Origin of the sequence: Bifidobacterium hominis (assembly GCF_040095915.1) — a bacterium.
Classification (GTDB): Bacteria; Actinomycetota; Actinomycetes; order Actinomycetales; family Bifidobacteriaceae; genus Bifidobacterium; species Bifidobacterium hominis.
Genome location: NZ_JBBMFR010000005.1, coordinates 1 through 24,775, shown reverse-complemented (window position 1 = coordinate 24,775; position 24,775 = coordinate 1). Strand labels below are relative to the sequence as shown.

The following is a 24,775-nucleotide window of genomic DNA, read 5'->3' as shown; positions in this document are numbered from 1 at the left end:
TTTTCCCCATATATCAACGTTAGAAGAGGTTTTGTGGCCACCACTACACGTACCATCGCGATTCCCCAACAGCTTGATCCGGTAACCGTGCTTGGTCCGGTCGACGAGGTTCTCCGGGAAGTGGAACGAGCGTTCCCTGACCTGACCATCATCGTCAGAGGCAACCGTATCGCGATCATGTCACATTCCAACAAATCCGAATCCCAAGCCGCGCAGGCCGAACATGTGATTGAAAACATCATTCAAGCCGCATATACGGCTCCGATGGATGCCGACACGGTGCGACGCATGCTCGACCAGAATGTGTTGAAAAACCCCGTTCGCGCCGCGCGCCCGGGGCATGGGCGTGTAGTGGAGGGACTACGTTTGGCTGATAGGCAGCAGGGGCGTGCCGCACAACGTGAGCATGCCGCAGACCGCCGCAAGCCGCATGTGCCGGGAGTGATCACCTTTGCGCTTGGCAAGCCGGTCCGCGCGAAAACCGCTGGTCAGGTCGCCTATGTCAATGCCATCGAGTCACATACCATCACGTTTGCCATCGGCCCCGCCGGTACAGGCAAGACGTATCTTGCAGTAGCCAAGGCGGTTCGCGCCTTCCAAGATCGGCAGGTGCGCCGCATCATTCTGACCAGACCTGCAGTGGAGGCCGGAGAGAACCTCGGTTTCCTGCCGGGCACACTGAACGAAAAAGTCGATCCGTATCTTCGCCCGCTGTACGATGCGCTTTCCGACATGCTCGGAGCGGACCAGCTCAAACGTTACATGGACGACGGCACCATTGAAGTCGCGCCGCTTGCGTACATGCGTGGACGCACGCTCAACGACGCGTTCGTGATTCTCGACGAAGCGCAGAATACCACCGAACAGCAGATGAAGATGTTCCTGACGCGACTGGGTTTCAACACGAAAATGATCATCACGGGTGACGTGACGCAGGTCGATCTGACAGTGCCGAAATCCGGCCTTGCCACCATCGAACGCATCCTTGACGGCATCGACGACATAGCATTCGCCCACCTCAAGCCGGAAGACGTGGTGCGACACGCGCTGGTCGGCAAAATCGTCGCGGCCTATGATCGACACGCGGCCATCGCCGGCGACCATAGCCGTCGCGTCGCAAGCAGAATCACATCTAGGAAAACGGACGAGCAAATCGAAAGGAACGCTGAATGAGCGTCGAGGTAACCAACGAAACCGTCTGGCAGATCGACGGCAAGGTGTTCTCCGATCTCGGCATATGGGTGATGGACCAGATGCGCGTCAGCACGCAATCCGACCTGACCATCATGTTTGTCGACCCCGATCCGATCGCCCAATTGCACATGCGTTGGATGAATCTTGAAGGACCGACTGACGTAATGAGCTTCCCCATGGACGAGTTACGCCCAGGAGACGGCAGAACCGTGATGGAAGGCGTGCTTGGGGACATCGTGATCTGCCCATGGGTGGCCGCCCAGCAGGCGCTTGCGGCCGGACACAGCACCATGGAGGAAATGATGCTTCTGACAATCCACGGCATTCTCCACCTGCTTGGATACGATCATGCGACACCGGAACAGGAGCGCCAGATGTTCGGTCTGCAGCGTCAACTGCTGCTCACTTTCTTTGCTCTCCGCCAAGGATCGGGAGCGCAGGCGATTCTTCCGTCAGGAGCGCCGGATGCGCTTGCCGAATGGGATCGGGAGCATGGTACCGGGCGACAGATCGCCAAATAGTGATTACGTTGCCGGCAACATATCGTCCGGCATGATGGGGGCTGAATTATGGTGCAGGAGACAATGATTGCGGTGGTCGCGGTACTTGCCGTGGTAGCGTTGCTGCTGGTCTGGCTGTCTCTTTCGATGGCTGCCACCGAAGGCGCTGTGGGACGTGTGACCCGGGCGAGCCTGAACAACCTGATTCTTGAAGTTCAGACGGATGCGGAACTTTCGCAGTTCATTCGCGACAAGAAGATCAAGCGTATCCATAAGGTCCAGCGGCTGGTGGCCGACCGGTATGCCACCGCAGGATCGTGCGCGTTCTTCCGTATTTGCTGCAATGTGCTTGACGGTGTGCTTGTAACTGTGATCGCAGGCATGCTGGACGCTCCACTATGGGCCGAATTGCTTGCCGGATTTGTTTTTGCCATCGTCGTGGCGGTGATTTCGCTGCTGGTGCGTCCGCGTAGTGCTGGAGCATCCAAGCCCGTCGACATCATGCTGCAGCATGCGGATACCGTCTCCATTGCGGTGCTGTTGACCCCATTCGCGAAAATCGGCGGACAAAAGGGCACGAAGCGTCGTGGCAACGATCTTTCCGACGACGAGGAACTCGAGAAGATCCAGATCGAGCAGGGGCGCGCGACCATCGACCGTTTGGTTGAGGCCAACGATTTCGACCCCGAAGTTTCCGAAATGCTACGAAATGTACTCACGCTTTCCGAAACACTGACCCGTGAGATCATGGTGCCGCGCACCGACATGATCTGCATCGAGCGAGGCGAGACGTTGGAAAACATGTTGAAGCTTTGCTCCCGTTCCGGATTCTCGCGCGTGCCGGTCATTGGCGACGATGTGGACGATCTGGTCGGCGTGGCCTATCTGAAGGACGCCGTGCGCGCGACGGCTTTCAACCATGCGGCGATGACGCGCGAAGTCGAATCGATAGTCCGTGATCCGATGCTGGTACCCGAATCCAAACCGGTTGACGACCTGTTCCATCAAATGCAACGCACACGCCAACATGTCGCCATCGTCGTGGACGAATACGGCGGCATCGCAGGCATGGTCACCATTGAAGACGCCATAGAACAAATCGTGGGCGAGCTGGAAGACGAACATGATCGCACGCAACATGCCGATCCAGAACAAATCGGCGACAAAAAATGGAGCATGCCAGCCCGCACGCCGATCGCCGATTTGGAAGAGATTTTCGAAATCGACATTGACGAGGATGACGTCGACACCGTTTACGGATTGTTGACCAAATTGTTGGGACGCGTGCCAATCGTCGGTTCTTCCGCAGTCACCCGAGGATTGCGTATGACCGCAGTCGATTCCGCGGGACGACGCAAGAAGGTGTCGACCATTGTGGTGGAACCGGTCCACGTCGAGGGCGTGGACGAAACTGAAACACGTAACGAAGAACATGCGGATGATACCGAAGAGGCATCCGACAACGATAAGGATTCCAAAGACGAGCATGACTGACGCAGCAATGACTGAGACGCCCTCCAACCATTCCGATTCCACCACGCCCGTTCCATATCGTTCCGGTTTCGTTGCCGTGGTAGGACGTCCGAACGTAGGTAAGTCGACGTTGATCAACGCGTTGATCGGCACGCAGATCGCCATCGCATCATCTCGACCGGAAACCACACGTAAGGCCATTCGTGGCATTCTTACCACAGATAATGCGCAGATCGTTTTGGTTGACACGCCCGGTATCCATCGCCCGCGCACATTGTTGGGGCAGCGCCTGAATGATGTTGTGGATGAGTCTCTTGCCGACGTGGACGCCATTGCTTTCCTGCTGCCCGGTGATCAGGAGATCGGTCCAGGCGACAAGCGCATTTTGAGTCGTCTGCGTTCCGATTTTGCAGTGAAGCGCGATGACGGCACGTTCAAATGGAAAGTGCCGCTGATTGCCATCGTCACTAAAATCGACGAATTGAGCCGTGAAGGACTGATCAGCAAGCTTATCGAAATCAACGAGTTCGCCGATTTCACCGATATCGTGCCAGTCAGCGCACTCAAGCACGACAATCTTGCCGAGGTCAAGAACGTGCTTATCGAAAACATGCCTGAAGGTCCGCAAATGTATCCGGCCGAACAGATCACCGAAGAACGTCCGGAAGAAACCATTGCGGAACTGGTACGCGGTGCCTTCCTGGAAGAGTTGGATGATGAGCTGCCGCACTCGCTGGCCGTGGTCGTGGACTCCATTGAATATCCAGAAGACAACGATAGCGGAGAATCATACGATGGCAAAGCTCAAGTGATTGTATCGATTTATGTGGAGCGAGATTCCCAAAAGCCGATCATCATCGGCAGGGGAGCGGAACATCTTGTGCGCGTCAAAAAGAAGCTGCGCACGCCGGTCAACCGCATCGTCGGTCAGAAAGCGAAACTCGATTTGCATGTCAAGGTTGCCAAGGGATGGCAGTCGGATCCTAAACAGCTCGAGAAGCTAGGCTTCTGATCTGCTTAGGATCCGCTTCGCAGCGAAGCTGCTCACTTCACCTAAGGACAGTCCACTGGACTGTCCTTTTGACGGTTCAGCCAAACAGCTCGAGAAGCTAGGCTTCTGATCTGCTTAGGATCCGCTTCGCAGCGGGTTTATTACAATGAAATGAGGTCTGACTCCTGTGGGAGTCAGACCTCATTTCATTGCTGTTCGAAGGTTACTTCTTCTTGGTGTACATCTGCGTGTTCAGCAAAGTGGCATAACGCTGAATGACCTTCGGACGAATCACCTTCATGGAGGAGGTCATTAAACCATTCTCCTGGGTGAACTCCTCCGGCAGAATGATGAACTTGCGTACGGATTCCGCACGGGAAACGCCTTCGTTGGCCTGATCGACCCACTTCTGCACTTCGGCGCGGACCGCTGCATTATTGGCGGCATCCTCCATTGGCATATCGCGGTCAAGTCCCTTGCTTTCCAACCACGGACGCAAGGATTCCTCATCAAGCGTGACCAGAGCGGAAATGAATGGTCGCTTGTCGCCGAGCACCAGCGCCTGGGAAACGAATTCGCAGCGTTTGATAACCTCTTCAATCGGGCCGGGAGAAACGTTCTTGCCGCCCGCGGTGATGATCAGATCCTTCTTACGTCCGATAATGTACAGGAAGCCATCATCATCGATACGTCCCAAATCGCCGGTACGATACCAGCCATCCTCGGTGAACGAATCTTCAGTAGCCTCTTCGTTCTTGTGATACTTCGGGAACACCGCCGTACCCTTGACCTGAATCTCCTCGTCCTCGGCAATACGAAGCTCGAAACCGGGGAAGGCGACACCAACGGAACCTTGATGATATGGCACACCAAGCGGGTTGAACGCGCACGGAGCGGTGGTTTCGGTCAAACCATAGCCCTCATACACGGGCACGCCGGCGCCACGGAAGAACGCCATCAGTTCCGGATCGAGAGGAGCGCCGCCCGCCACAATCCACTGGGCACGTCCGCCGAGTACCTCACGCAGCGAAGCGTAGACCATCGGATCGAACGCCATACGGCGAGCCTTGGCCAGAGCGCTAGCCTTGCCCTTTGCACTGATTTCCTTCATATAATTCTGAGCTGCCACAACCGCCGCGGCGAAAGCCACGCCTTTGGCGCCATGTCCGGCTTTTTGCGAAGCCGCGTTGTATACCTTCTCGAGCACACGCGGAACAACGATCATAACGGACGGTTTGGCGACCTGCAGATCGGCGATCAGCGTCTTGATGCCCTGCGCGATGTAAATATGCAGCTCGCTGGCCACGCAGATGTAGTTGATGGCGCGCGCGAAGGAGTGAGCCTGAGGAAGGAACAACAGCACGCTGTTCTTCTTCTCGTGCAGCAGCTGCGGCATGTATGCCGGAAGATTCAACGCGGTGGTGCAGTAATGCTCATGAGTCATCTCCACGCCCTTCGGTGCGGCGGTGGAACCGGACGTGTATACGATGGAGCACGGGTCGGTTTTCTTGATGGAATCAATGCGTGCGTCGAGCTCTTCGTCGCTCACGCCCGAACCATAGGCCATGATTTCGTCAAGACCGCCGTTTTCGAAGCAAATGATATGTTCAAGCGTCGGGCATTCCTTTTCGGCGCCGTCGGCCTTGGTGCGCATATCGGTGGTTTCGACCACCAGCAGACGCGAATCGGAATTATTGACGATGTTGCGAATCTGTTCCGCGGAATCCGTGTCATAGATCGTGGCAAGCACGCCGCCGCACGCCATAACGGCCGCGTCGAACACATCCCACGCGTAAGAGGTGCGGCACATGAACGCCACGCCATCGCCCTTCTTCAGGCCGTAATGCATCAGGCCCTTGGCGATCTGGCGAATATCGGCAAGCACCTCATTGCCGGTTTTGGTTACCCATTCGCTATCCGATTTATAGGTGTAGAGCGGTTCGTCACCCATACGTTCGGCACGATTGGCGTAGATGTCGTAAATTGTGGTGCCCTCGTCCAGCGGCGGCTGTCCCTCGGTTTTGGTGGTCAGTAAACCGGTTTCCGGGTCAAGGAACGTGGTGGATGGGAATCCTTCGCCCCACTCGACGGTGTGCGGAAGATCGATATGACCGTCGGGGGAGATGATGTTGTTCGGATCGTTGTAGTCCGGATTGTTACCGGAATCGTCGCTGACGGGGTGAACGAAGTCACCGCCCAGACGCAGTGCCTTCTGCGCGAGATTTGCAGCTCGCTTGTTCAAAGAGGTGATGACGGACACGTGACTCTCCTACACATCTAAATCCAATATCTGTAGGAATGATAGACCCTTGAACGCGACACGTCACCTTACGGTAGCGTAGGGAAAGCGTATGCGCTAACAAAGCGCTGCATGAAGAAATCGTCATGGAATGCCATTCAATAGGATTCAATAGGTGAACTTTTCTTCATGCGAAGGTGTGACCTACGTTACACTGGTGCGCTGTACCTGTTCATTTTGATTTCTTTAACGAGGAAGAAAGGGCACCTATGGCTGAAAAAGCTGAAGCCACTGTGGTCTTCGGAGTTCTCAATGAGACTTCCGAACACGAGTCTCGCGTTGCTCTGACACCGGATATCGTAGCGAGGTTGCGTAAATCGGGTGTTAATTGCCTGATTGAAACCGGTGCGGGAGTCGCGTCGCATTATGTTGATGAGGATTATACTAAAGCCGGAGCGCAGGTCGTCTCCGCTGATGAAGTGATTGCGCGTGCTGATGCGCTTGGTTTTGTCGATCGTCCGAGCGATGCGTTGATCGCTCGCATCAAGCAGGGTACTTGGATTATCGGTATGCTTGGCTCGTTCACCGATGCCGGTTATATCGCTGCGATTGAGAAGGCCGGCTTGGTCGGTGTCGCCATGGAGAAGCTGCCGCGTCAGTTGAGCTCTGCTCAGTCCATGGATGAAATGACCTCCCAGAACTCCGTGATGGGTTACAAGGCCGCCATTGTGGCAGCCAACGCTTATGGTTCGTTCCTGCCGATGATGACCACTGCCGCTGGCACGATCCGCCCGGCCAAAGTGCTCATTCTTGGCGCCGGTATCGCCGGCCTGCAGGCCATCGGCACTGCCAAGCGTCTTGGTGCGGTCGTCACCGCATACGACGTGCGCCCGGCCTCCAAGGGTGAAGTCGAATCCTTGGGTGCCAAGTTCCTGGATCTGGGTCTTGATTTCTCCAAGGGGCAGGGTGAGGGCGGCTATGCCCGCGCGCTGAGCGCCGAAGAGCAGGCCCAGCAGCAGGCTGCCGTCGACCAGAAGGCTGCCGGTTTCGACATCGTCATCACCACCGCCAAGGTTCCCGGCCGCAAGCCTCCGGTTCTGCTGACCAAGGCTGGCGTGGCCGGACTGCACCGTGGCGCTGTGATCGTCGACTGCGCGGCAAGCGACCTCGGCGGCAACGTCGAAGGTTCCACCGTCGGTACTCAGGTTACCGAGAACGGTGTGACCATCATTGGCGCTCCGTACCTGTCAAGCGGCGTTTCCACTACCGCATCCAACCTGCTGAGCCGCAATGTGGCTGACGTGTTCGCGCATTTCGTGCGTGACGGCAAGCTGGCCATCGATCTGAACGAAGAGCTTGACAACGCCATGGTCGTGGCCGGCCGCGGCGAGGAAGCCAAGAAGGAAGGGGAGTAAGCAATGGATATCGTTGTTGCGATCACTCTGTTCGTCCTCGCGCTGCTCATCGGCGTTGAGGTTATCGGTAAGGTGCCGGCCACCTTGCACACTCCGTTGATGTCGGGCGCGAACTCGATCCACGGCATCGTCATCGCCGGTGTCGTCATCGTCGCCGCGCATGCCACCAGCCCGCTCGCCTGGGTGTTCATCTTCCTGGCCGCAGTGCTGGGCACGATGAACGTGGTCGGCGGTTACGTCGTCACCGACCGCATGCTGGAAATGTTCAAGTCCGACAAGGGCAAGAAGAAGGAAGAGGAGGCCAAGTAAATGGGTACCATGGCTGAAATGCTGAGCACGCCGCTCGGCGTCATCGAATGGTTCGTCTATCTGCTGGCCGCCGTGATGTTCGTTATCGGCCTGCACTTGATGAACTCTCCGAAGACCGCCCGCAAGGGCAATATGGTCTCCGCTGTCGGCATGATTCTCGCCGTGGTCATGGCGTTCATCGTGCTGTTCGCAGGTGAGATCTCCAACGGATTCCAGCATGGCGTTGCCGTTGTGCTGCTGATCGCCGGCATCATCATCGGTGCCATCGCCGGTGTGGTTTCCGCCAAGAAGGTCAAGATGACCGACATGCCGCAGCTTGTTTCCGTATTCAACACCGTGGGTGGTGGCGCCGCCGCGCTTGTGGCTTTGAACGACATTCTGACCTCCGAAGGCACTCCGTCCATCGTGGTGCTGATCACCGCTGGTTTGGGCATCATGATCGGTTCCGTCACGTTCTCCGGCTCTCTGATCGCAGCCGGCAAGCTGCAGGGCATCAAGTGGGTGAAGAAGCTGAACTTGCCGGGCAAGGGCTTCTGGAACATTCTGTTCGCCGTACTGACCGTCGCATCCTTTATCATGCTGTGCGTGCAGCCGGGCCAGCGTCTGCTGTGGTCCGTACTCACCACCGTGTTCGCGCTGTGCTACGGTCTCGTGTTCGTCATCCCGATCGGCGGCGCCGATATGCCGGTAGTCATTTCCGTACTCAACGCCTGCACTGGCACTGCAGTGGCCATGTCTGGCTTGGCCATCAACAACATCGCTCTGATCGTGGCCGGCGCACTGGTTGGTGCAGCCGGTGTGACCCTGTCCATCGCCATGTCCAAGGCCATGAACCGTCCGCTGCTGTCCGTGCTCGCAGGCGGTTTCGGTGGTGCCAATGCCGCCGCTGGCGCCGGTGAAGGTCCGGAAGGCACAATGAAGGAAACTTCCGCAGACGATTTGGCCGTGCAGCTCGTGTATGCCGAGAAGGTCATCTTTGTACCGGGCTTCGGCTTGGCCCAGGCCCAGGCCCAGCGCGAGCTCGCCGATCTTGGTGTGCTTCTTAAGGACCATGGCGTCGAAGTCTCCTACGCCATCCACCCGGTGGCAGGCCGTATGCCTGGCCACATGAACGTGCTGCTCGCCGAAGCCAACGTGCCGTACGAGGAGCTCGTCGACCTGGACGACATCAACCCGCAGTTCCCGCAGGCCAACGTGGCTCTTGTAGTCGGCGCCAACGACGTGACCAACCCGGCCGCACGCAAGCCGGGCACCCCGGTCTCCGGCATGCCGATCCTCGACGTCGACAAGGCCCAGAACGTGGTGGTCATGAAGCGCGGTCGCGGTACCGGTTATGCCGGTATCCAGAACGAACTGTACTTCGAAGACAACACGCAGATGCTTTTCGGCGACGCCAAGGCAAGCCTGCAGGCCGTTATTGCGGCAGTCAAGGAGCTCATCAACTAACAGCTGAAACGTTGCGTTGATGTGTTCTGAAAGGTCCCTTCCAGTGATGGAAGGGACCTTTTTGCATATGGTGATTTTCGTAAGATCAGGTCTGTTGCATGCGAATTGTGAGTTATCCACAGTCGTTATTCGCCTGTGGATATGGGCGGAGTTTTCCACATATCCACAGATTTTCAAGGTCCGGTGGCGCAAGATGATTTGAATATGAGACAGTAGGTGCACCCTACAACAAAGGAGTTGCACATGGCGGAAATAATCACTGGCCCGTTCCATATGGATGAACAGGGATTTTTGGCAACGATCGAAGAACTTATCGAGCGGTTTGATGGATACAGTTCTGGCAAATATCTTGCGGAATTGGGAAAAATCCACGATGAATACGGTGAGATCGGATCTCTTTCGCTTTTTGACGAAAAAGTCTGTGAACTGGGAAAGGAATTATTCTGCAGCACATCATGGGTGGCGAATCTGGCGTGGGCCATGATTTCGTTCGATTATGATCTGGTTGAGCATGATGCGAATTTTCTTGATGGATGCCGTAACATCGTGCGTAAGTACGGTATGAGCGTTTGGCTCTATGAAATGATCAATGACGCTTCGATAGCGGTGGCTTTGCAAAGGCCCAGCAGCAGAATGCCATTCCAGATTGGATTGACTTACACCAAGGATGTGTTTCGGAGAAGCAAGAAAAAGGGTGGAAAATACGCTACCGGCAAAAAGAAGAGACTGGCCTGCATGGCTGAATATTTGCAGGAAGTATATTGGCTGGCCGCGTACAGTCTGCTGCGTTGGGGCGAGGAAGAGCCGCGTGCGGCCGATGTTGCGTTGATGGTGCTTGGATATGGCGGTATCGGCATGTGCATGCTGAGGGACGATCCGAAAGTGGTGGATTCCGGATGCGATGAAGACTTCTCCTATCGCAATCTGTGCGACCATCTGCGCGATCTTAGAATTCAAGCCGATCTGGACTATGCCTGCAATGCCGACCTGGCCGAATCCATGTTGCTTGAATATCCCGCGTGTATGGATGCGCGATATCTGTACGATGCCGAGAAAATCGTGGAAGCGTATCGTGCTTTGTGGAACAAGCAGACTGAGTCAGCTTCGCAAATCATGGAACGCGTTTACCAGAAGGGCGCATATCAGGTGGCGAGCATTTGGGAGGATCCGCTGTACCTGCATGATCTTGCCCTGTCGTTATTGGGGGCGGTGGGCTCGCGGCCACTTACTGAAGGGTTCCGGACCCGAGACGACAAGATGTTCCAGCAGGGAGTGGAAAGTCTGAAACGAACGACTGAATCCGTTAAAGGGATGGGGTTGGTGATGACATTGGGAGGGTATATCTGCTTCCCGGAGCCGGAAAGTAGGGATGATGCGCTTTTCGCACCGCGAAAGGAGAAGAAACAATTAATGGACACTTGTAACGGGCTTAGGGATCTGTCGACAATGGTTGCGCTGTACCGTTTTCCAAGAGATATCGAATCCCTACGTGCCACGCGTGCGCTTCTCGCTCATGACGCGAAGGAATATATCGATCTGATGGGTCCATACATGGGAAGCGTGGATGAGACGGGAGGCAACGAGGGGAGGCCGGTTTCAGTCGGCGACTGATCGACCTCTTAGATCGCGAACGTCTAAGCGTGTGTATCGTGGTTGTGCCGAGATTGAATGGCGGAACGTTCAGATGAACTCTGTCTCTTCGATCTCGGTGCATGCTATGCCGCGTTGCTCCAACAATTCGCGAAATGCTTTTACGTATCTATCTGTGGTGAACTTCTGCGTGAATGTCAGACAGAAGTTCTCGTTTACGCAATTCACTTCCACCAGCGTGGACGTCCAATCCGCATAGGCGCAACAATTTTGGACATGCCGTGCCAAAGAACCCCGATCGAACATTCCTATATAACTGATGTCAGCCGTTGAACGTCACATGCTGATAACTTGTCTGCACATCTGTTTCTGGGCTTCCAGATTCGGCAGGCTCTCAAGATAGTGATTCAGCCAAGTGGTTCCGGCTAGCTTGGGAATCAGTGTTTCAATATCGCACTCGTCTACCTGTTCATGGGGTATCTTCAGCTTGGTCCGGCAGATGCGGCTCTTGGCGCAATCCCTGCACAGGCCATCAGTGTGATCGTCGCGCTGGTGATGATTCGTTGTAAGCGGAAAGACATTCGTTTAAGAAAAGCTGATTTCAAGCCGAATCGCAATATGTTGGGCGACATTCTCAGCATACGGACATTCGTATATTGGCTTCATTCCCCTGCCTTACTTGGAAATCGTATCGTCAAGGTGCATAAACAGTGGGCGAGCCAGCCATGCCAAGGGCAGTGATGCCAGTGCTGAAATCAGCAGAATAAGCCAAACCGTGCAATGTGCGTGCAGCCATCCGTAAAGCATTTGCCCGAGTGGCTGGGCGCATATCGTCAACGATGAAATAATGGCCATGACCTTGCCTGTAATCGCGGTTGGCGTCCTCATCTGAATAGATGGCACGAGAATGAGGTTCAAGAAATCAACGGCGATTATGACTACCGCAGTGCAGAGCACCAGCATGATGAGCTTGGTTTGCGTTGAACATGGAAGCAGGAAGGCGATGGTCGGCGGAAGCAGCATAAGACTTTCCACAAACAACAACGAAGGGGCGTTTCGTGATTTCAAACAGTTGGCGAAACACCCAGCGATGAATGTTCCCGCTATGCCGGCAATGCCGATAATGCCATCGCATAGACCATATGTCGCCGCATCGTAGCCTAACGTAGTTCGAATAATGTAAGGAAAGCTTACTGAACTGAATCCAGTCAGTATCAGATTAATCCATGTGCAAACACCGGCTAATCGTGCTACGGTCGGCTCCTTGCGAAGCAGGAAAGCGGTCGCCGAATGCATATCGCCGATAATGACGCCGAGTAGGCAGATGCCGGCATCATCTTGATTCGATAGGGGCTTCGCGAGTCTGATGAAGCATTCAACCATGGCTGCCGACATAAGACATGCTGCGGTGATGAGCATCATCAGTCGAATGCCAATCAGCCCGTACATCACGCCACCTAGGAAACTCGGGAGTAATTGGCTGAGCTGCTGCACTTGGTTGATGATGGCCGTGCCTCGGCGAAGGTCAGTGGAGGACTCTCTTCCGATGATTTGTGGCAGTGCGGATTGTACGACGGGAGTTTCCATGGCATCGAGTACTGCCAATACTACCTGCATGATGGCGATGGCGAGAATGTTGAATCCGGATAGTGTGAAAAACACAGTCGCGAGCAGCGTGACGATTCCTGAGATGATATCGAGCGCCACCATCATGGCACGTTTGCTTACTCGGTCGGCCATAACACCTCCGAATGGGCTGATAAGTATGGTCGGAATGACGGATATGGCCAGCACAGTGGCGAAGGTCGTGGATGATGCGGTTTCGTCCAGTACCCACATGGACATGGCAAATCGGAGCATGGTATTGCCGAACAAGGAAATGCCTTGACCGAGTACAAGCAGGATGAAGTTTGCGGAGCGCAAGCTGGATTGGAGCGTCGTTTCTGACGAGTTTTTCATGATTATTCCTTTCGATACCGACTGACGGTATGTAAAAAAGTGCAAATAAAGATAGATTGATATTGCCGAGCTTTTATTGCGGATTGCTGGCGAGTAGGAAGAAGCCTTCCGCAAGCCGATCTTCCATATCACTGTCGTGATCGATAAGTGGAACTCCGAGCGAGTCCATAATCAATCCAAGACAGTGGATGCGATGCTTGAATTCACTAGGGGTAGTGATGGGGTAGAAGTTTGGGGCTAGCCAGTAATTGAATAGCAGTGAAAAAAGTTCCGCGGCTTCTTGAGGGTATTCGGTTGTGATCGAACCGTCCTTTAACCCCTCCTGGATGAAGTCGTATGCGATTTTGGTGCTGTCGGTTCGCCAGATGCGAAGATTTTCGGCGAGGATTTTCGGGTCGTTCAGCAGGGGAAATGCATCGCGCATGAGGGTCATATGTTCGGCGTCGGTAATCTGCATCATGAGCGAATTGCGTAGTTTTTGCAATCCGTTTCGCGAGCCATCCTCTTGATTTGCTTGGGGAAGAAGTCGTTCGTTGTCGGAATCTACCAGCGCATGCAGCATCGCTTCTTTGTTTTTGAAATGATGGTAGATAGCGCCTTTGCTGAGGTCTTCGAGCTCGTCGAGAATATCTTGAATCGTGGTGTGCTCATACCCCTTTTGCGCGAACAGCTTTTTCGCGGCGTCAAGGATTCGCTGTCGCGTCACCTCAGGGTGTGCATTGCGCGCCATATGCCTCTCCTTCAAAGGTGGAGTCGAATACACCAACATTATACATACCGTTGGTCGGTATGGTATGTCGGATGCCTCCCAGCTCGGTCGAAAAGTGTACCGAAAGAATCTCTGCAGATTTCTGCAAAGAAACCTGAATCCGCGTTGCCGGGGGTGCGGGATGTCTGTCTTTTCTGCGGTTAGTGCATGATTGGGCGTCCAAGGTCAACTTGAGTGAGTGACGGCTGGGTTCCCGAAAGGAAATAAGACCTTGGTTCCTATATGCCTTTTATGGCATGGGACTTTCGGTGAAGAACGATTGCATCCGATGTGAAAAATCCCACAAATCCGGTCCACGTCCTGCTTGAGGACTCCGAAACTGTTGCCAATGCTGGAAACACGCCGTATATAGTGTTTGAGAAGACAGCGAGACACTGTATGTTGTGGTCTTGATTTTTATTTTCGTTCGGATAATGTGTGCCACGTACCAACGACGTACGGTCGTGAAAGGACGTGGAACATGAACATTACGTTATACACCAAAGCAAACTGCCCACAATGCACGGCGACAAAACGCCAATTGGACAAACGGGGCCTTCCGTATAGGGCTGTCGACATTACGGCCGACGCACGTATCTCCGACAGATTGCGGAACGAAGGCTGGCGGCAGATGCCGGTCATCATCGCAGACGGCGAATCCTGGTCTGGGTATCGTCCCGACAAAATCCACGAGCTGGAGGCTCGCTGCAGGTGAGCGCGCTGGTGTACTTCTCGTCGGCATCGGGCAATACGACACGCTTCGTGGAGGGATGCCGATTGGATGAATTCGGCATCCATGCAATGCGCATCCCGCTGCGGCCGGACGAGCCGGAGCTGCATGTGGATGAGCCCTATGTCTTGCTGACACCTACATACGGCGGAGGAACAATCGGCAAAGCAGTGCCCGTGCAAGTCAAACGATTCCTCAATGATGAACGCAACCGCAGCGGCATCATCGGAGTCATCGCATCGGGTAACACCAACTTCGGCGAAGCCTACGGCATCGCAGGCGACATCATCGCGGCCAAATGCCGCGTACCGCTACTCTACCGGTTCGAACTGATGGGCACTCCAGAAGACACCGAGACCGTGCGCGAAGGACTGCGCAGATTTTTCGACGAATACACACAACAGGAACAACGATAACCATGCCAGAAGATTCAACGACACCACACGCAGCAACCGACGTTACAGCCTCCTACGATTGCGCCCATGACTGGCACTCGCTCAACGCGATGCTGAACCTCTACGACAAGCAGGGGCGCATCCAATTTGATAAAGACCTCCAAGCCGTACGCGAGTACGTCGAAAAGCACGTGCTGCCGAACACCGTCCACTTCAACTCCACGCAAGACAGACTCAGCCGGCTCATAGAAGACGGCTACTACGATGAATCCGTATTCGCCCAATACGATGCCGAATTCCTTGACAGGTTCTACCGCAACGTGGACGACTGCGGATTCGAATTCGATACATTCCTCGGAGCCTTTAAGTTCTACCGCTCATACGCATTGAAAACCTTCGACGGCAAACAATACCTGGAGAACTTCCCGCAACGCGCGGCCGCCGTCGCGCTCGCGCTTGCCGCCGGTGACCAGGCAGCCGCCGAATCGTATTTCGAAGAACTCGTATCAGGGCGTTTCCAACCGGCGACTCCCACTTTTCTCAACCTCGGTAAAGCGCAGCGCGGAGAAGCGGTCAGCTGTTTTCTCGTACGTATCGAAGACAACATGGAGTCCATATCGCGTGGCATCAACGCCGCACTGCAGCTGAGCAAGCGAGGCGGAGGCGTCGCGCTGTTGCTTAGCAATCTGCGCGAGGCCGGCGCGCCCATCAAGCGCATCAAACACCAGTCCAGCGGTGTTGTGCCTGTGATGAAACTGCTTGAGGACTCTTTCAGCTACGCCAACCAGTTGGGCGCTAGACAGGGTGCCGGTGCGGTGTACCTCAGCGCTCATCATCCGGACATCATGCGTTTTCTCGACACCAAGCGCGAGAATGCGGATGAGAAGATTCGCATCAAATCTTTGGCTCTTGGAGTAGTGATTCCCGACATTACATTCGAACTGGCGAAGAGACACGAACGTATGGCCCTGTTCAGCCCATATGACGTCGAACGCGTCATAGGCAGACCCTTCGCCGATGTTTCCATCAGTGAAAACTACCGGAATATGGTGGACGATGAACGCATCGGAAAAACCTACATTGACGCACGAGAGTTCTTCATGACTTTGGCCGAATTGCAATTCGAATCCGGATACCCGTATATGGTATTCGAAGATACTGTGAACCGAGCCAACCCGATCGACGGGCGAATCGCCATGAGCAACCTGTGCTCGGAAATCCTCCAAGTGCAGGAGCCAAGCACCTATCATGAGGATCTGTCCTACGATCACGTGGGACGTGACGTGTCCTGCAATCTTGGATCGCTCAACATCGCCAAAGCGATGGACGGTGATTTGGGACGAACTGTGGAACGTGCGATTCGCGCACTGACCTCAGTGTCGGAACATACGGACATAGCGTGTGTGCCATCCATCCGACGCGCCAACGACGAAGGCCATGCCATCGGATTGGGACAGATGAACCTCCATGGATTCCTTGCCAGAGAATCGATCATGTACGGTTCGCCGGAAGCCCTCGACTTCACCGACATGTACTTCATGACCGTTGCCTACCATGCCTACCGTGCCTCGCATGATCTCGCAGTCGAACGCGGGACACGGTTTAGAGGCTTCGAACGGTCTGCCTATGCGAAGCCTGCCGGCGCAGGCAACTATTTCGACAAATACACGGACGGCGAGCGATCGCTGGTGCCGAAGACCGGAAAAGTCGCGTCGCTGTTCGCACAACGTGGCATCCATATCCCCGACGAGGATGATTGGCGGCGTCTGCGTGACGACATCATGCGTGACGGTATCTTCAACCAATATCTACAGGCCGTGCCGCCCACGGGGTCAATTTCGTACATCAATCATTCCACGAGTTCCATCCATCCTATCGCCTCGAAGATTGAGATTCGCAAGGAAGGCAAGATTGGACGGATCTACTATCCGGCTCCCTATATGACCAACGACAATCTCCAGTATTTCGCGGATGCGTACGAAATCGGATGGAAGGCCATTGTCGATACGTATGCCGAGGCAACACGGCATGTCGATCAGGGTCTGTCGTTGACCTTGTTCTTTCCCGATACGGCGACTACCCGAGATTTGAACAAGGCGCAGATTTATGCGTGGCGCAAAGGCATCAAAACGCTGTATTACATCCGCATTCGTCAGCAGGCGTTGTCTGGCACCGAAGTGCAAGGCTGCGTCAGCTGCATGTTGTGAAACTCTTGGCTTGAAAGGAAAAGGCATGTCTCGTTTGGTTTACCGCGCGATGCTTCGTCTGACGGCTCCGGACGAATACAGGCGGCTATACGGCCGCGACAATAAGACGACGATCAGAAAGGACGACCATCATGGCACCGATATCCGTACCTCGGCAGAGAATTAAGCTCATTGACCGCGTGAGCGCCATCAACTGGAACAAACTCGAGGATGAAAAGGACCTTGAAGTATGGGACAGGCTGACCGGCAATTTTTGGCTGCCGGAAAAAGTGCCAGTCTCCAATGATCTGCCCGTTTGGCGCGGAATGAGCGAGGCCGAACATACGTTGACCATGCGCGTATTCACCGGCCTCACCTTGCTTGACACTATCCAGGGAACCGTTGGCGCGGTCAGCCTCATACCTGATGCGCTTACCCCGCATGAGGAAGCCGTTTATACGAACATCGCGTTCATGGAATCAGTGCACGCCAAAAGCTATTCCTCGATTTTTTCCACCTTGTGCTCCACCCGACAGATCGACGAAGCGTTCTCTTGGAGCGAAGAGAACGAGTATCTGCAAAGAAAAGCGCGCATCGTGCTCGACTATTACGAGGGGGACAGTCCACTCAAACGCAAAGTGGCCTCCACGCTGCTGGAATCGTTCCTGTTCTACTCAGGCTTCTATCTACCGATGTATTTCTCCGCGCACGCCAAACTCACCAACACCGCCGACGTGATCCGTTTGATCATCCGCGATGAAGCCGTGCATGGTTATTACATCGGATACAAATATCAAAAAGGGCTCGAGCGGGTCGGCGAGGACAAACGCAGTGAACTGCGCGACTACACCTACGACCTGCTCAACGAGTTGTATGACAACGAGGTGGAGTACACGCGCAGCCTCTACGAGCCTGTCGGATTGACGCAGGATGTCGAAAAGTTCCTGCGATACAACGGCAACAAGGCGTTAATGAACCTCGGATATCCAGCGCTTTTTCCACAAGAGATCTGCGACGTGAACCCGTCGATCCTTGCTGCGTTAAGTCCGAATGCCGACGAGAACCATGACTTCTTCTCCGGTTCGGGAAGCTCGTACGTGATGGGCAAATCAGTCGAGACCGACGACGATGACTGGGATTTCTGACTGTATCCCAGACAACCCCGAGGAAAGCAGCTATTGGAAACCGTCACGGGCGAGTTCGCGTCGGATCATCCACGCAGATATCTGCCCGTGACGCTGTCAGGACAGGCACGGATCGTTTCCGGTGTTCCCTCGCATACGATGCGACCGCCGGACATGCCTCCGCCCGGACCCATGTCGATGAGATAATCCGCATTCGCGATTACATCAAGATCATGTTCGATTACTACAACTGTCGCCCCAGAAGCCACCAACGAGTCGAACACGCGTAGTAATACCAGCACATCCAACGGGTGTAGCCCGATCGTAGGCTCGTCGAACACGAATACCGAACCGGACTGTCCGCGTCCCATTTCGCTGGCCAGCTTCAGCCGTTGCGCTTCGCCGCCTGATAACGCAGGAGTCGGCTCGCCAAGTGTCAGATACCCCAGGCCAAGCTCATGCAGTGTGGCCAGTTTCGATCGAACGGGACGTAGGAAATCCAATAGAGGCATCATCTCGTCGACGCTTAGCAACATCAATTCCGGCAGTGAACGGGCGACGCTGTCCGCGCAAACCAATCGAATGTCATCGGCGGTCTGTGCATACCGCGTCCCATGGCAATCGGGACACGTGACGTCAACATCGGGCAGGAACTGCACGTCCAACGAAATGGTACCGGTTCCATCGCAAGTGGAGCAGCGCAACTTGCCCGTGTTGTATGAGAATGCGCCAGGTTTGAGATTCTTCTTATGGGCATCGGAAGTCTTCGCAAACGCACGACGCAGATCATCGTGAACACCACAATACGTCGCCACGGTCGAACGGATGTTTGCTCCAATGGGCGTGGCATCGATCAGTTCCACTTTCGAAATGCCATCCGCGTCAATCAGACGAATCGAGCTTGGGAAAACGGTACCATCAACGGCCGAGCGCAACGCAGGGACCAGTGTCTCCAACACCATCGTCGTCTTACCGGAACCCGACACGCCAGACACCACAGTGAGACGCCCTCGCGGAATGTCCACCAATAACGGATGCACCGTATGCACGGTATTCGTCTCCAAATGAATCCGACCCTTGGCGAACATCGCATCTAAGTCAATCTGCGGCCGCACCCGCTCGTGTATTTTGCCACCATCACGCAGAAAAGGCGCTATCTGAGAACCAGGTGCCGTCACAACATCCACCACCGAACCCTGAGCGATCACATGACCGCCTTCGGCACCAGCCGTCGGACCCATCTCCACCAAATGATCCATCGCGGCAAGCACACGGGTATCATGATCGACCACAACCACCGAATTGCCGTCAGCCACCAAATCGCGCATCACGCCCAACAGTCCATCCACATTCGCCGGATGCAATCCGATAGACGGTTCATCCAGCACATACAGCACGCCTGTAGTGCGGTTACGCACCGAACGGGCCAACTGCACACGTTGGCGCTCGCCGGTGGACAGTGTCGCACCTGCGCGGTCAAGCGACAAATAGCATAATCCGAGTTCCACGAGCCGCTCGGCCGTATCCTCGAACGATTCGCAGATGGCTGTGGCCATCGCACGCATCTCCTGCGGCAATGACTTAGGTACTGAATGCACCCAACGTATCGTTTCGTCAAGTGTCATCGCCGTGGCTTGTGCCAGATCAATACCGAGAATCTGCGGTTGACGAGCCTGCTGTGAAAGCCTCGTACCGAAACAATCCGGACATGGTTTCTCGCTGAGGAATCTCGACACGCGTTTGATACCCTTCTCATCCTTGGCTTTGGCGAGCGCGTTCTCCACGGTATACACGGCGTTGAAGTACGTGAAGTCAAGTTCGGCGAAATCATTGCCTTTCTTCGGTTTGTATAGAATATGTTTCTTGACGGCCGGGCCGTTGAACACGATGTCCCGCTCGGCGTCGGTCAGCTGGTTGAATGGAATGTTCGTGCGCACTCCCATCGCGCCGCACACCTGCTTCATCAGATCCCACATCAACGATCCCCATGGTAATACTGCGCCGTCGTCGATGCTTTTGGTCTCGTCTGGCACCAGGGAAGCACGGTCGACGATTCGCACGATACCTGTTCCGGAGCAGGTCGGGCATGCGCCGGCGGAATTGAACGACAGCTGTTCGGCGGATGGTGGATGCATGAGTTGGTTGCAGGATGCGCATCGTATAGGCAACTCGGCCGCCACGTTCATTGTGGGACGGTTGCGTACGCCACAATGCTCGCAGACATGTGAGGCGCAACGGGAGAACAACAGACGCAGACTGTTGAGCAACTCCGTCATCGTGCCGAACGTGGATCGCACGCCGGGCACTGAAGGTCTTTGATGGAGGGCGAGAGCCGCAGGCACATGACGTATGTCGACTACCTGCGCTCGACTCGCTTGGGTGAGACGTCGCCTGGTATACGTCGACAAAGCCTCCAGATAGCGTCGGGATCCTTCAGCGTATAGCACACCTAAAGCGAGAGAGCTCTTTCCGGACCCGGAGATACCGGCGATACCGACTAATTCGTTCAACGGAATGTCGACGTCGACGCTCTTGAGATTATGTACGCAGGCACCGCGCACTTCGATGTGGGACGGTGGGAAAGCTCTAGATGATTGTTCCATACCTGCTACAGTACCTGTGTGACGGAAAAACACGTGGGCAGGGGAGCCTTATCCGTCATGGTATTGCGGCATGTGGTATTTGATCCATATATTCGACCGCAACGGAGGGGATGTCATTGTTTTCATGGCTGTCGTCAGTGTGCGTGAATCAGAAGGTGATGCGGTGGAATACGGAGAAATGGATTGGGAAAGGAAGAAATCATGTACATCGTATATACCAATGGAAAGAAGTTCGCCGAGGAACAGGACCGGAGTCTGTTCCTCGGCGTGGAGCGGGTTGCGGGCGAATGCCCAGAACATCCGCGTAAGGCGTTGATAGGCTTGTCCGCCGTGTCAGCGTGATGACAAGGCGTTGGCGCTCTTGCCTTTCGTGGCGAGCGTCACGGCGATGATAGACACGAGAGCGACAGCGTACAGTACGGTGATGATCGGAATCAGCGCGCTGTATCGGTGGGCCGCATCCGTCGTATGAGAGACGACGAAGGACGCCAGCTGGTTGCCGGACAATCCGGCGAACGCCCACGCGCTCAAAGCCAGGCCGTGCACGGTGGACACTGACTTCATACCAAAGTGCTGCTCAAGCAGCACCGGCAGCGTGGAGAAGCCGCCGCCATAGCCGGCGTTGATGAGGAACAGCATCGTCACAATCAGCCATAGGGTGCCGTTGTCAATCGAATGCGTGAAGATCTGCAACGCGCACACCGCGATGGACATGATGAAAATCACCAGATATGCGGTTTCACGGCGCTTGCAGTGGTCGGACAGTGCGGAGAACCCGATACGTCCGGCAGCATTGAACACGGCATCGACGGCCAGGATGACGCTGATGCTTCCCGCAATGGCCGTGGCCAGCTGTGTCGCGTTCAGCGACGCGTACTTTGGAAGGATGGACAGCGCATCATGCAGGATGTCCTTCTCTTGGGAGATCAATGCCAGACCGCAGGTGATGTTGAGGTAGAAGGCCAGCCAAATCGCCCAGAACACCGGTTTTCTCATGATGTCGCGACGGCGGATGCGGGCCTGTTCGGAATACACGTATCCGGCTGGACGCTTGATTAGTGCGAAGCCGATCAGCATCATTACCGCGTATACGACGGCAAGAACATAGAACATGGGCGCCAGACCAATCGTGGAGACCAGCCACTGCATGACCGGGCTTGCAATGGCCTTGGCCAGACCGAATCCCGCGACGGCGATGCCGGTGGCGAGACCCTTGTTGTCAGCGAACCACAGCATCAGGTTCTTCACCGGCGTCAGATAGCCGACGCCCAACCCGATACCCATGATCACGCCATAGAAGATGAACACGCCGGGGAGCCATCCCGCCGCAATACTGGCTCCGGTACCGGCGAACCCACAGACGAAGCAGACCGTCGAGATCAAAGCCGATTTCTTGATGTCCTTTTCGACGAAGGGTCCAAGGAAGGCGGCCGACATGCCAAGAAAGAAGATGGCAAGCGAGAATCCCCATTCCACAATGCCCGGGGCCACATGCATCTGATCGGCGATCAGCTGTTTGAACACGCTCCAGCAGTATACGGTGCCGATTGAGATATGAATGAGCAACGCCGGAATAACAGCGCTCACCCAACGGTTTCCCCCATGTTGTTGATTGACCATGTAATATTCGTTCCTCTCTGTTGTTTGTTCGCTCTGCGACGAACAAACAACAAGATAATGGTGGAGTATTCCATGGCCTTGAGCGTGCCGGGAGGTGACAGGAGTGGGTAAGCCGTTGATTTCATTGGTTTTCCAACAAATGAACATTGCGTATGTTCACTTTGGGGATAAACATGAGGAAAATCTCATGTGAGTCTTGACACAGTTTTCATGGCTCACAATTCGAATGCGCGTTTGATGAAGGCGTTGACGGTGTTCCAATACAGTTCGGGATCCACGACGGATGCTTCCATATGGCGTGCGTCGGGAACCATGAGCTTTTCCCGATCGATGCTCGAGCACGCTTCGTAATTGATCTTGAGGAAACGTGAGCTCACGATGTCGTCCTGTTCGCCATGAATGAACAGCATCGGAATGACGGTATGTCTGAGCGACTGCAGACAGGTGGCTTCCGAAAAATCGTACCCTGCATAATGTTTGCAGAACAATCCCGTGGCATCCACGCATGCCGCGGCAAGCGGTTTCAGCAGATGCGACGAATGCCGAAGGTTGTCGATGAACACCATGCGTGCAGACGTGTAGCCGCTATCGACGATCGCGGACACCACATTGCGCGGCAGACGCGGGTCTCCCGTCGTCATCATCACCGTTGCCGCGCCCATCGAACCGCCATACAGCAGGATACGGGCGTCGGCGTCACTCGACACGATAAGGTCGATCCAATTCAGTAGATCATTGCGTTCAAGCCAGCCCATGCCGACGTACCGTCCCTCGCTCAGGTCTTGGGCGCGCTGCGACGGAACCAATACGGTGAATCCCATGCGGGCGTAACGATGTGCCCATTTTGCGGTTTCCTCCGGCACGCCGGTATAGCCATGCATGCAGATCGCGTACAGGTGTGGTTTCGGCGCAGTGCAATCCGGATCGAACAGCCATCCATGCAGTCGAAGTCCATCATCGCTGGTAATCGTCACCGGCTGTTTGGCTTGCGAGAACCATTCTCCTGCTTCCTTTGCCTCACCCTGCTGAAGTTTCTCGATACGTTCCGGAGCAATCAGCGATTGATGGAAAACGGAACGTTTCCATTGCGTATCGATGCAGAAATGGAACAGGTATTTCGCAGTCGCAGCCAACGATGCGATACAGGCAGCCGCCACGGCTCCCGTGGCGATGCAAATATCACGAACGATTGTGCCATTGTCATGCTTCATTGCTGTCTCGATTCCTTGCGATTGACGGATTGTTCACAATTACTATCGATTGTACGTGCATACGGCGTTTTCGTGTGCTTTGACGGATTTTTCCATTTTTGATTTGTGACGTTTTCCGATGATGTCCGTCCCTGCCGTATACTGGTTGAATGTTGTCTTGGCGAGGGAAGCGTATGGCTTCCGTTATCGACTCGGCGTGTGATTCACAACTCCTTGCAGGAGCTCTTTCCACGGCTCGTTGATGCGCCGAAACAGAATGAACGAATACAACAAGGAGAAATAGCCCATGGCTACCACCATTACCCTCGAAGGTGCTGCCCGTACCGAGTTCGGCAAGGGCGCTGCCCGCCGCATGCGCGTTGCTAACCTCATTCCGGCCACTGTGTACGCAGGCGGCGAAGAGCCGGTCTTCGTGCAGCTGCCGATGAAGGAGACCACCCTGTCCCTGCGCCACACCAACGCTCTGTTCACCATCAAGTACGGTGAAGAGACCAAGATGGCCGTCGTCAAGGACGTTCAGCGCAACCCGGTGAAGCGCATCGTCGAGCACGTTGACTTCTATGAGGTCAAGGCCGGCGAGAAGATCGACGTCGAGGTGCCGGTGTTCGTTGAGGGCACCCCGAAGGGCGCTGCCGTCGCATTCGTCGACATTCAGGAGCTCAAGGTTCGCGCTGATGTCGCCAACCTGCCGGAGAAGATCGTGGTCAACGTTGACGGCCTGACCGACGGTTCCAAGGTCTTCGCCAAGGACGTCGTGCTGCCGGAAGGCGTTGTGCTCGACGTTGAGGATCCGGAAGAGTCCGTCGTCACCGTCGAGGTGCCGGAAGACGCTGCCGGTGAGGCTGCTCCGGTCGAAGCCGCTCCGGCTGCCGACGCTGAGTGAGCTCAGCTAGCTTAAGAAAGCAAACTTCCATCTTACGGTTTTGAAAAACCGTAAAAGATGATGAAAAGCCCATGTGCTCAGATGAACCGCACCCCGATTGTTGGACTGAAGAAATTCAGATTCGATGATCGGAGGTGCGGTTCTTTCGTATGCGTGAGG

At 55.1% G+C, this 24,775-nt stretch carries 22 protein-coding genes; 16 read left to right on the top strand and 6 right to left on the bottom strand.

The genetic code is table 11. The features are described from left to right. Positions 1 to 33 precede the first annotated feature (33 nt). Genes WMO36_RS04790 through era form a run of 4 tightly spaced genes read left to right on the top strand, consistent with a single transcriptional unit; the run spans position 34 to position 4,179 of the window. Complete coding sequence (locus WMO36_RS04790; RefSeq protein WP_099570639.1) at positions 34 to 1,173, top strand: PhoH family protein; 1,140 nt, start codon at positions 34 to 36, stop codon at positions 1,171 to 1,173. After that, entirely contained in the window at positions 1,170 to 1,715 is a 546-nt protein-coding gene (gene ybeY, locus WMO36_RS04785) for an rRNA maturation RNase YbeY (RefSeq protein WP_003835085.1), read from the top strand. Before WMO36_RS04790 ends, ybeY begins: the two co-directional genes overlap by 4 nt. Before the next feature lie 48 nt (positions 1,716 to 1,763). After that, a complete protein-coding gene (locus WMO36_RS04780; RefSeq protein ID WP_099570638.1) occupies positions 1,764 to 3,188 on the top strand; it encodes a hemolysin family protein in 1,425 nt (474 codons plus the stop codon). Then, positions 3,181 to 4,179, top strand: coding sequence for a GTPase Era (gene era, locus WMO36_RS04775; protein ID WP_099570637.1), 999 nt, complete (start codon positions 3,181 to 3,183; stop codon positions 4,177 to 4,179). The genes WMO36_RS04780 and era overlap by 8 nt, the downstream gene beginning before the upstream one ends. 202 nt (positions 4,180 to 4,381) lie before the next feature. Here era and WMO36_RS04770 read toward each other — a convergent pair whose 3' ends face one another. Then, positions 4,382 to 6,418, bottom strand: coding sequence for an AMP-dependent synthetase/ligase (locus WMO36_RS04770; protein ID WP_271724664.1), 2,037 nt, complete (start codon positions 6,416 to 6,418; stop codon positions 4,382 to 4,384). 248 nt (positions 6,419 to 6,666) lie between these two features. Here WMO36_RS04770 and WMO36_RS04765 point away from each other — a divergent pair, with 248 nt between their 5' ends. The 4 genes from WMO36_RS04765 (at position 6,667) to WMO36_RS04750 (ending at position 11,178) form a co-directional block, all read left to right on the top strand. Further along, the gene (locus WMO36_RS04765; protein ID WP_099570635.1) at positions 6,667 to 7,812 is read left to right on the top strand and encodes an NAD(P) transhydrogenase subunit alpha; all 1,146 of its coding nucleotides are present in this window, start codon (positions 6,667 to 6,669) and stop codon (positions 7,810 to 7,812) included. A 3-nt stretch (positions 7,813 to 7,815) separates the two neighbouring features. Next, on the top strand, positions 7,816 to 8,121 hold the full coding sequence (locus WMO36_RS04760) for an NAD(P) transhydrogenase subunit alpha part 2 (protein ID WP_003809446.1): 306 nt from the start codon (positions 7,816 to 7,818) through the stop codon (positions 8,119 to 8,121). Beyond that, a complete protein-coding gene (locus tag WMO36_RS04755; RefSeq protein ID WP_099570634.1) occupies positions 8,122 to 9,567 on the top strand; it encodes an NAD(P)(+) transhydrogenase (Re/Si-specific) subunit beta in 1,446 nt (481 codons plus the stop codon). Positions 9,568 to 9,810: 243 nt separating this feature from the next. Continuing rightward, the gene (locus tag WMO36_RS04750) at positions 9,811 to 11,178 is read left to right on the top strand and encodes a riboflavin deaminase (RefSeq protein ID WP_099570632.1); all 1,368 of its coding nucleotides are present in this window, start codon (positions 9,811 to 9,813) and stop codon (positions 11,176 to 11,178) included. A 654-nt stretch (positions 11,179 to 11,832) separates the two neighbouring features. Here the strand turns inward: WMO36_RS04750 and WMO36_RS04745 are convergent. Together WMO36_RS04745 and WMO36_RS04740 are read right to left on the bottom strand one after the other, a co-directional pair. Continuing rightward, complete coding sequence (locus tag WMO36_RS04745; RefSeq protein WP_294448192.1) at positions 11,833 to 13,116, bottom strand: MFS transporter; 1,284 nt, start codon at positions 13,114 to 13,116, stop codon at positions 11,833 to 11,835. Positions 13,117 to 13,189: 73 nt separating this feature from the next. After that, positions 13,190 to 13,846 (bottom strand): TetR/AcrR family transcriptional regulator, encoded by a 657-nt coding sequence (locus WMO36_RS04740; protein WP_099570630.1) that lies wholly within the window; start codon positions 13,844 to 13,846, stop codon positions 13,190 to 13,192. Between the two features lie 499 nt (positions 13,847 to 14,345). Here WMO36_RS04740 and nrdH point away from each other — a divergent pair, with 499 nt between their 5' ends. Genes nrdH through nrdF form a run of 5 tightly spaced genes read left to right on the top strand, consistent with a single transcriptional unit; the run spans position 14,346 to position 18,320 of the window. Next, complete coding sequence (gene nrdH, locus WMO36_RS04735; RefSeq protein ID WP_039197963.1) at positions 14,346 to 14,579, top strand: glutaredoxin-like protein NrdH; 234 nt, start codon at positions 14,346 to 14,348, stop codon at positions 14,577 to 14,579. Further along, on the top strand, positions 14,525 to 15,010 hold the full coding sequence (gene nrdI, locus WMO36_RS04730; RefSeq protein WP_430797537.1) for a class Ib ribonucleoside-diphosphate reductase assembly flavoprotein NrdI: 486 nt from the start codon (positions 14,525 to 14,527) through the stop codon (positions 15,008 to 15,010). The genes nrdH and nrdI overlap by 55 nt, the downstream gene beginning before the upstream one ends. Positions 15,011 to 15,012: 2 nt before the next feature. Further along, entirely contained in the window at positions 15,013 to 17,196 is a 2,184-nt protein-coding gene (nrdE, locus tag WMO36_RS04725) for a class 1b ribonucleoside-diphosphate reductase subunit alpha (RefSeq protein ID WP_271725032.1), read from the top strand. Positions 17,197 to 17,221: 25 nt separating this feature from the next. Beyond that, complete coding sequence (locus tag WMO36_RS04720) at positions 17,222 to 17,362, top strand: hypothetical protein (protein WP_158332981.1); 141 nt, start codon at positions 17,222 to 17,224, stop codon at positions 17,360 to 17,362. Next, a complete protein-coding gene (nrdF, locus tag WMO36_RS04715) occupies positions 17,328 to 18,320 on the top strand; it encodes a class 1b ribonucleoside-diphosphate reductase subunit beta (RefSeq protein WP_099570627.1) in 993 nt (330 codons plus the stop codon). The genes WMO36_RS04720 and nrdF overlap by 35 nt, the downstream gene beginning before the upstream one ends. A 65-nt stretch (positions 18,321 to 18,385) precedes the next feature. Here the strand turns inward: nrdF and WMO36_RS04710 are convergent, their stop codons facing one another. Beyond that, complete coding sequence (locus WMO36_RS04710) at positions 18,386 to 20,434, bottom strand: excinuclease ABC subunit UvrA (RefSeq protein WP_236824269.1); 2,049 nt, start codon at positions 20,432 to 20,434, stop codon at positions 18,386 to 18,388. Between WMO36_RS04710 and WMO36_RS04705 the strand changes: the two genes are divergently transcribed. After that, entirely contained in the window at positions 20,433 to 20,618 is a 186-nt protein-coding gene (locus tag WMO36_RS04705) for a hypothetical protein (RefSeq protein ID WP_229027363.1), read from the top strand. The genes WMO36_RS04710 and WMO36_RS04705 overlap by 2 nt on opposite strands. A gap of 485 nt (positions 20,619 to 21,103) precedes the next feature. Continuing rightward, positions 21,104 to 21,244 (top strand): hypothetical protein, encoded by a 141-nt coding sequence (locus tag WMO36_RS04700; protein WP_180753641.1) that lies wholly within the window; start codon positions 21,104 to 21,106, stop codon positions 21,242 to 21,244. Here WMO36_RS04700 and WMO36_RS04695 read toward each other — a convergent pair. Further along, positions 21,236 to 22,522 carry an OFA family MFS transporter gene (locus WMO36_RS04695; protein WP_144171275.1) on the bottom strand — a complete coding sequence of 429 codons (1,287 nt, stop codon included), beginning with the start codon at positions 22,520 to 22,522 and terminating at the stop codon, positions 21,236 to 21,238. The two genes, WMO36_RS04700 and WMO36_RS04695, sit on opposite strands and share 9 nt — an antisense overlap. Positions 22,523 to 22,737: 215 nt before the next feature. Next, positions 22,738 to 23,733 carry an alpha/beta hydrolase gene (locus WMO36_RS04690; protein ID WP_144166070.1) on the bottom strand — a complete coding sequence of 332 codons (996 nt, stop codon included), beginning with the start codon at positions 23,731 to 23,733 and terminating at the stop codon, positions 22,738 to 22,740. Positions 23,734 to 24,019: 286 nt separating this feature from the next. Between WMO36_RS04690 and WMO36_RS04685 the strand changes: the two genes are divergently transcribed. Beyond that, positions 24,020 to 24,616 (top strand): 50S ribosomal protein L25/general stress protein Ctc, encoded by a 597-nt coding sequence (locus WMO36_RS04685; protein WP_099570623.1) that lies wholly within the window; start codon positions 24,020 to 24,022, stop codon positions 24,614 to 24,616. The last annotated feature ends 159 nt before the right edge of the window (positions 24,617 to 24,775 follow it).

Bases quoted from the DNA above. Each gene is read 5' to 3' on its own strand.
- WMO36_RS04765 (WP_099570635.1), top strand. From the start codon at position 6,667: ATGGCTGAAAAAGCTGAAGCCACTGTGGTCTTCGGAGTTCTCAATGAG.
- ybeY (WP_003835085.1), top strand. From the start codon at position 1,170: ATGAGCGTCGAGGTAACCAACGAAACCGTCTGGCAGATCGACGGCAAG.
- WMO36_RS04710 (WP_236824269.1), bottom strand. From the start codon at position 20,434: ATGCATCCACCATCCGCCGAACAGCTGTCGTTCAATTCCGCCGGCGCA.
- nrdH (WP_039197963.1), top strand. From the start codon at position 14,346: ATGAACATTACGTTATACACCAAAGCAAACTGCCCACAATGCACGGCG.
- nrdF (WP_099570627.1), top strand. From the start codon at position 17,328: ATGGCACCGATATCCGTACCTCGGCAGAGAATTAAGCTCATTGACCGC.
- WMO36_RS04700 (WP_180753641.1), top strand. From the start codon at position 21,104: ATGTACATCGTATATACCAATGGAAAGAAGTTCGCCGAGGAACAGGAC.
- WMO36_RS04755 (WP_099570634.1), top strand. From the start codon at position 8,122: ATGGGTACCATGGCTGAAATGCTGAGCACGCCGCTCGGCGTCATCGAA.
- WMO36_RS04740 (WP_099570630.1), bottom strand. From the start codon at position 13,846: ATGGCGCGCAATGCACACCCTGAGGTGACGCGACAGCGAATCCTTGAC.
- WMO36_RS04760 (WP_003809446.1), top strand. From the start codon at position 7,816: ATGGATATCGTTGTTGCGATCACTCTGTTCGTCCTCGCGCTGCTCATC.
- WMO36_RS04705 (WP_229027363.1), top strand. From the start codon at position 20,433: ATGAGTTGGTTGCAGGATGCGCATCGTATAGGCAACTCGGCCGCCACG.
- WMO36_RS04690 (WP_144166070.1), bottom strand. From the start codon at position 23,733: ATGAAGCATGACAATGGCACAATCGTTCGTGATATTTGCATCGCCACG.
- WMO36_RS04750 (WP_099570632.1), top strand. From the start codon at position 9,811: ATGGCGGAAATAATCACTGGCCCGTTCCATATGGATGAACAGGGATTT.
- era (WP_099570637.1), top strand. From the start codon at position 3,181: ATGACTGACGCAGCAATGACTGAGACGCCCTCCAACCATTCCGATTCC.
- WMO36_RS04780 (WP_099570638.1), top strand. From the start codon at position 1,764: ATGGTGCAGGAGACAATGATTGCGGTGGTCGCGGTACTTGCCGTGGTA.
- WMO36_RS04745 (WP_294448192.1), bottom strand. From the start codon at position 13,116: ATGAAAAACTCGTCAGAAACGACGCTCCAATCCAGCTTGCGCTCCGCA.
- WMO36_RS04685 (WP_099570623.1), top strand. From the start codon at position 24,020: ATGGCTACCACCATTACCCTCGAAGGTGCTGCCCGTACCGAGTTCGGC.
- WMO36_RS04720 (WP_158332981.1), top strand. From the start codon at position 17,222: ATGTCTCGTTTGGTTTACCGCGCGATGCTTCGTCTGACGGCTCCGGAC.
- WMO36_RS04695 (WP_144171275.1), bottom strand. From the start codon at position 22,522: ATGGTCAATCAACAACATGGGGGAAACCGTTGGGTGAGCGCTGTTATT.
- nrdE (WP_271725032.1), top strand. From the start codon at position 15,013: ATGCCAGAAGATTCAACGACACCACACGCAGCAACCGACGTTACAGCC.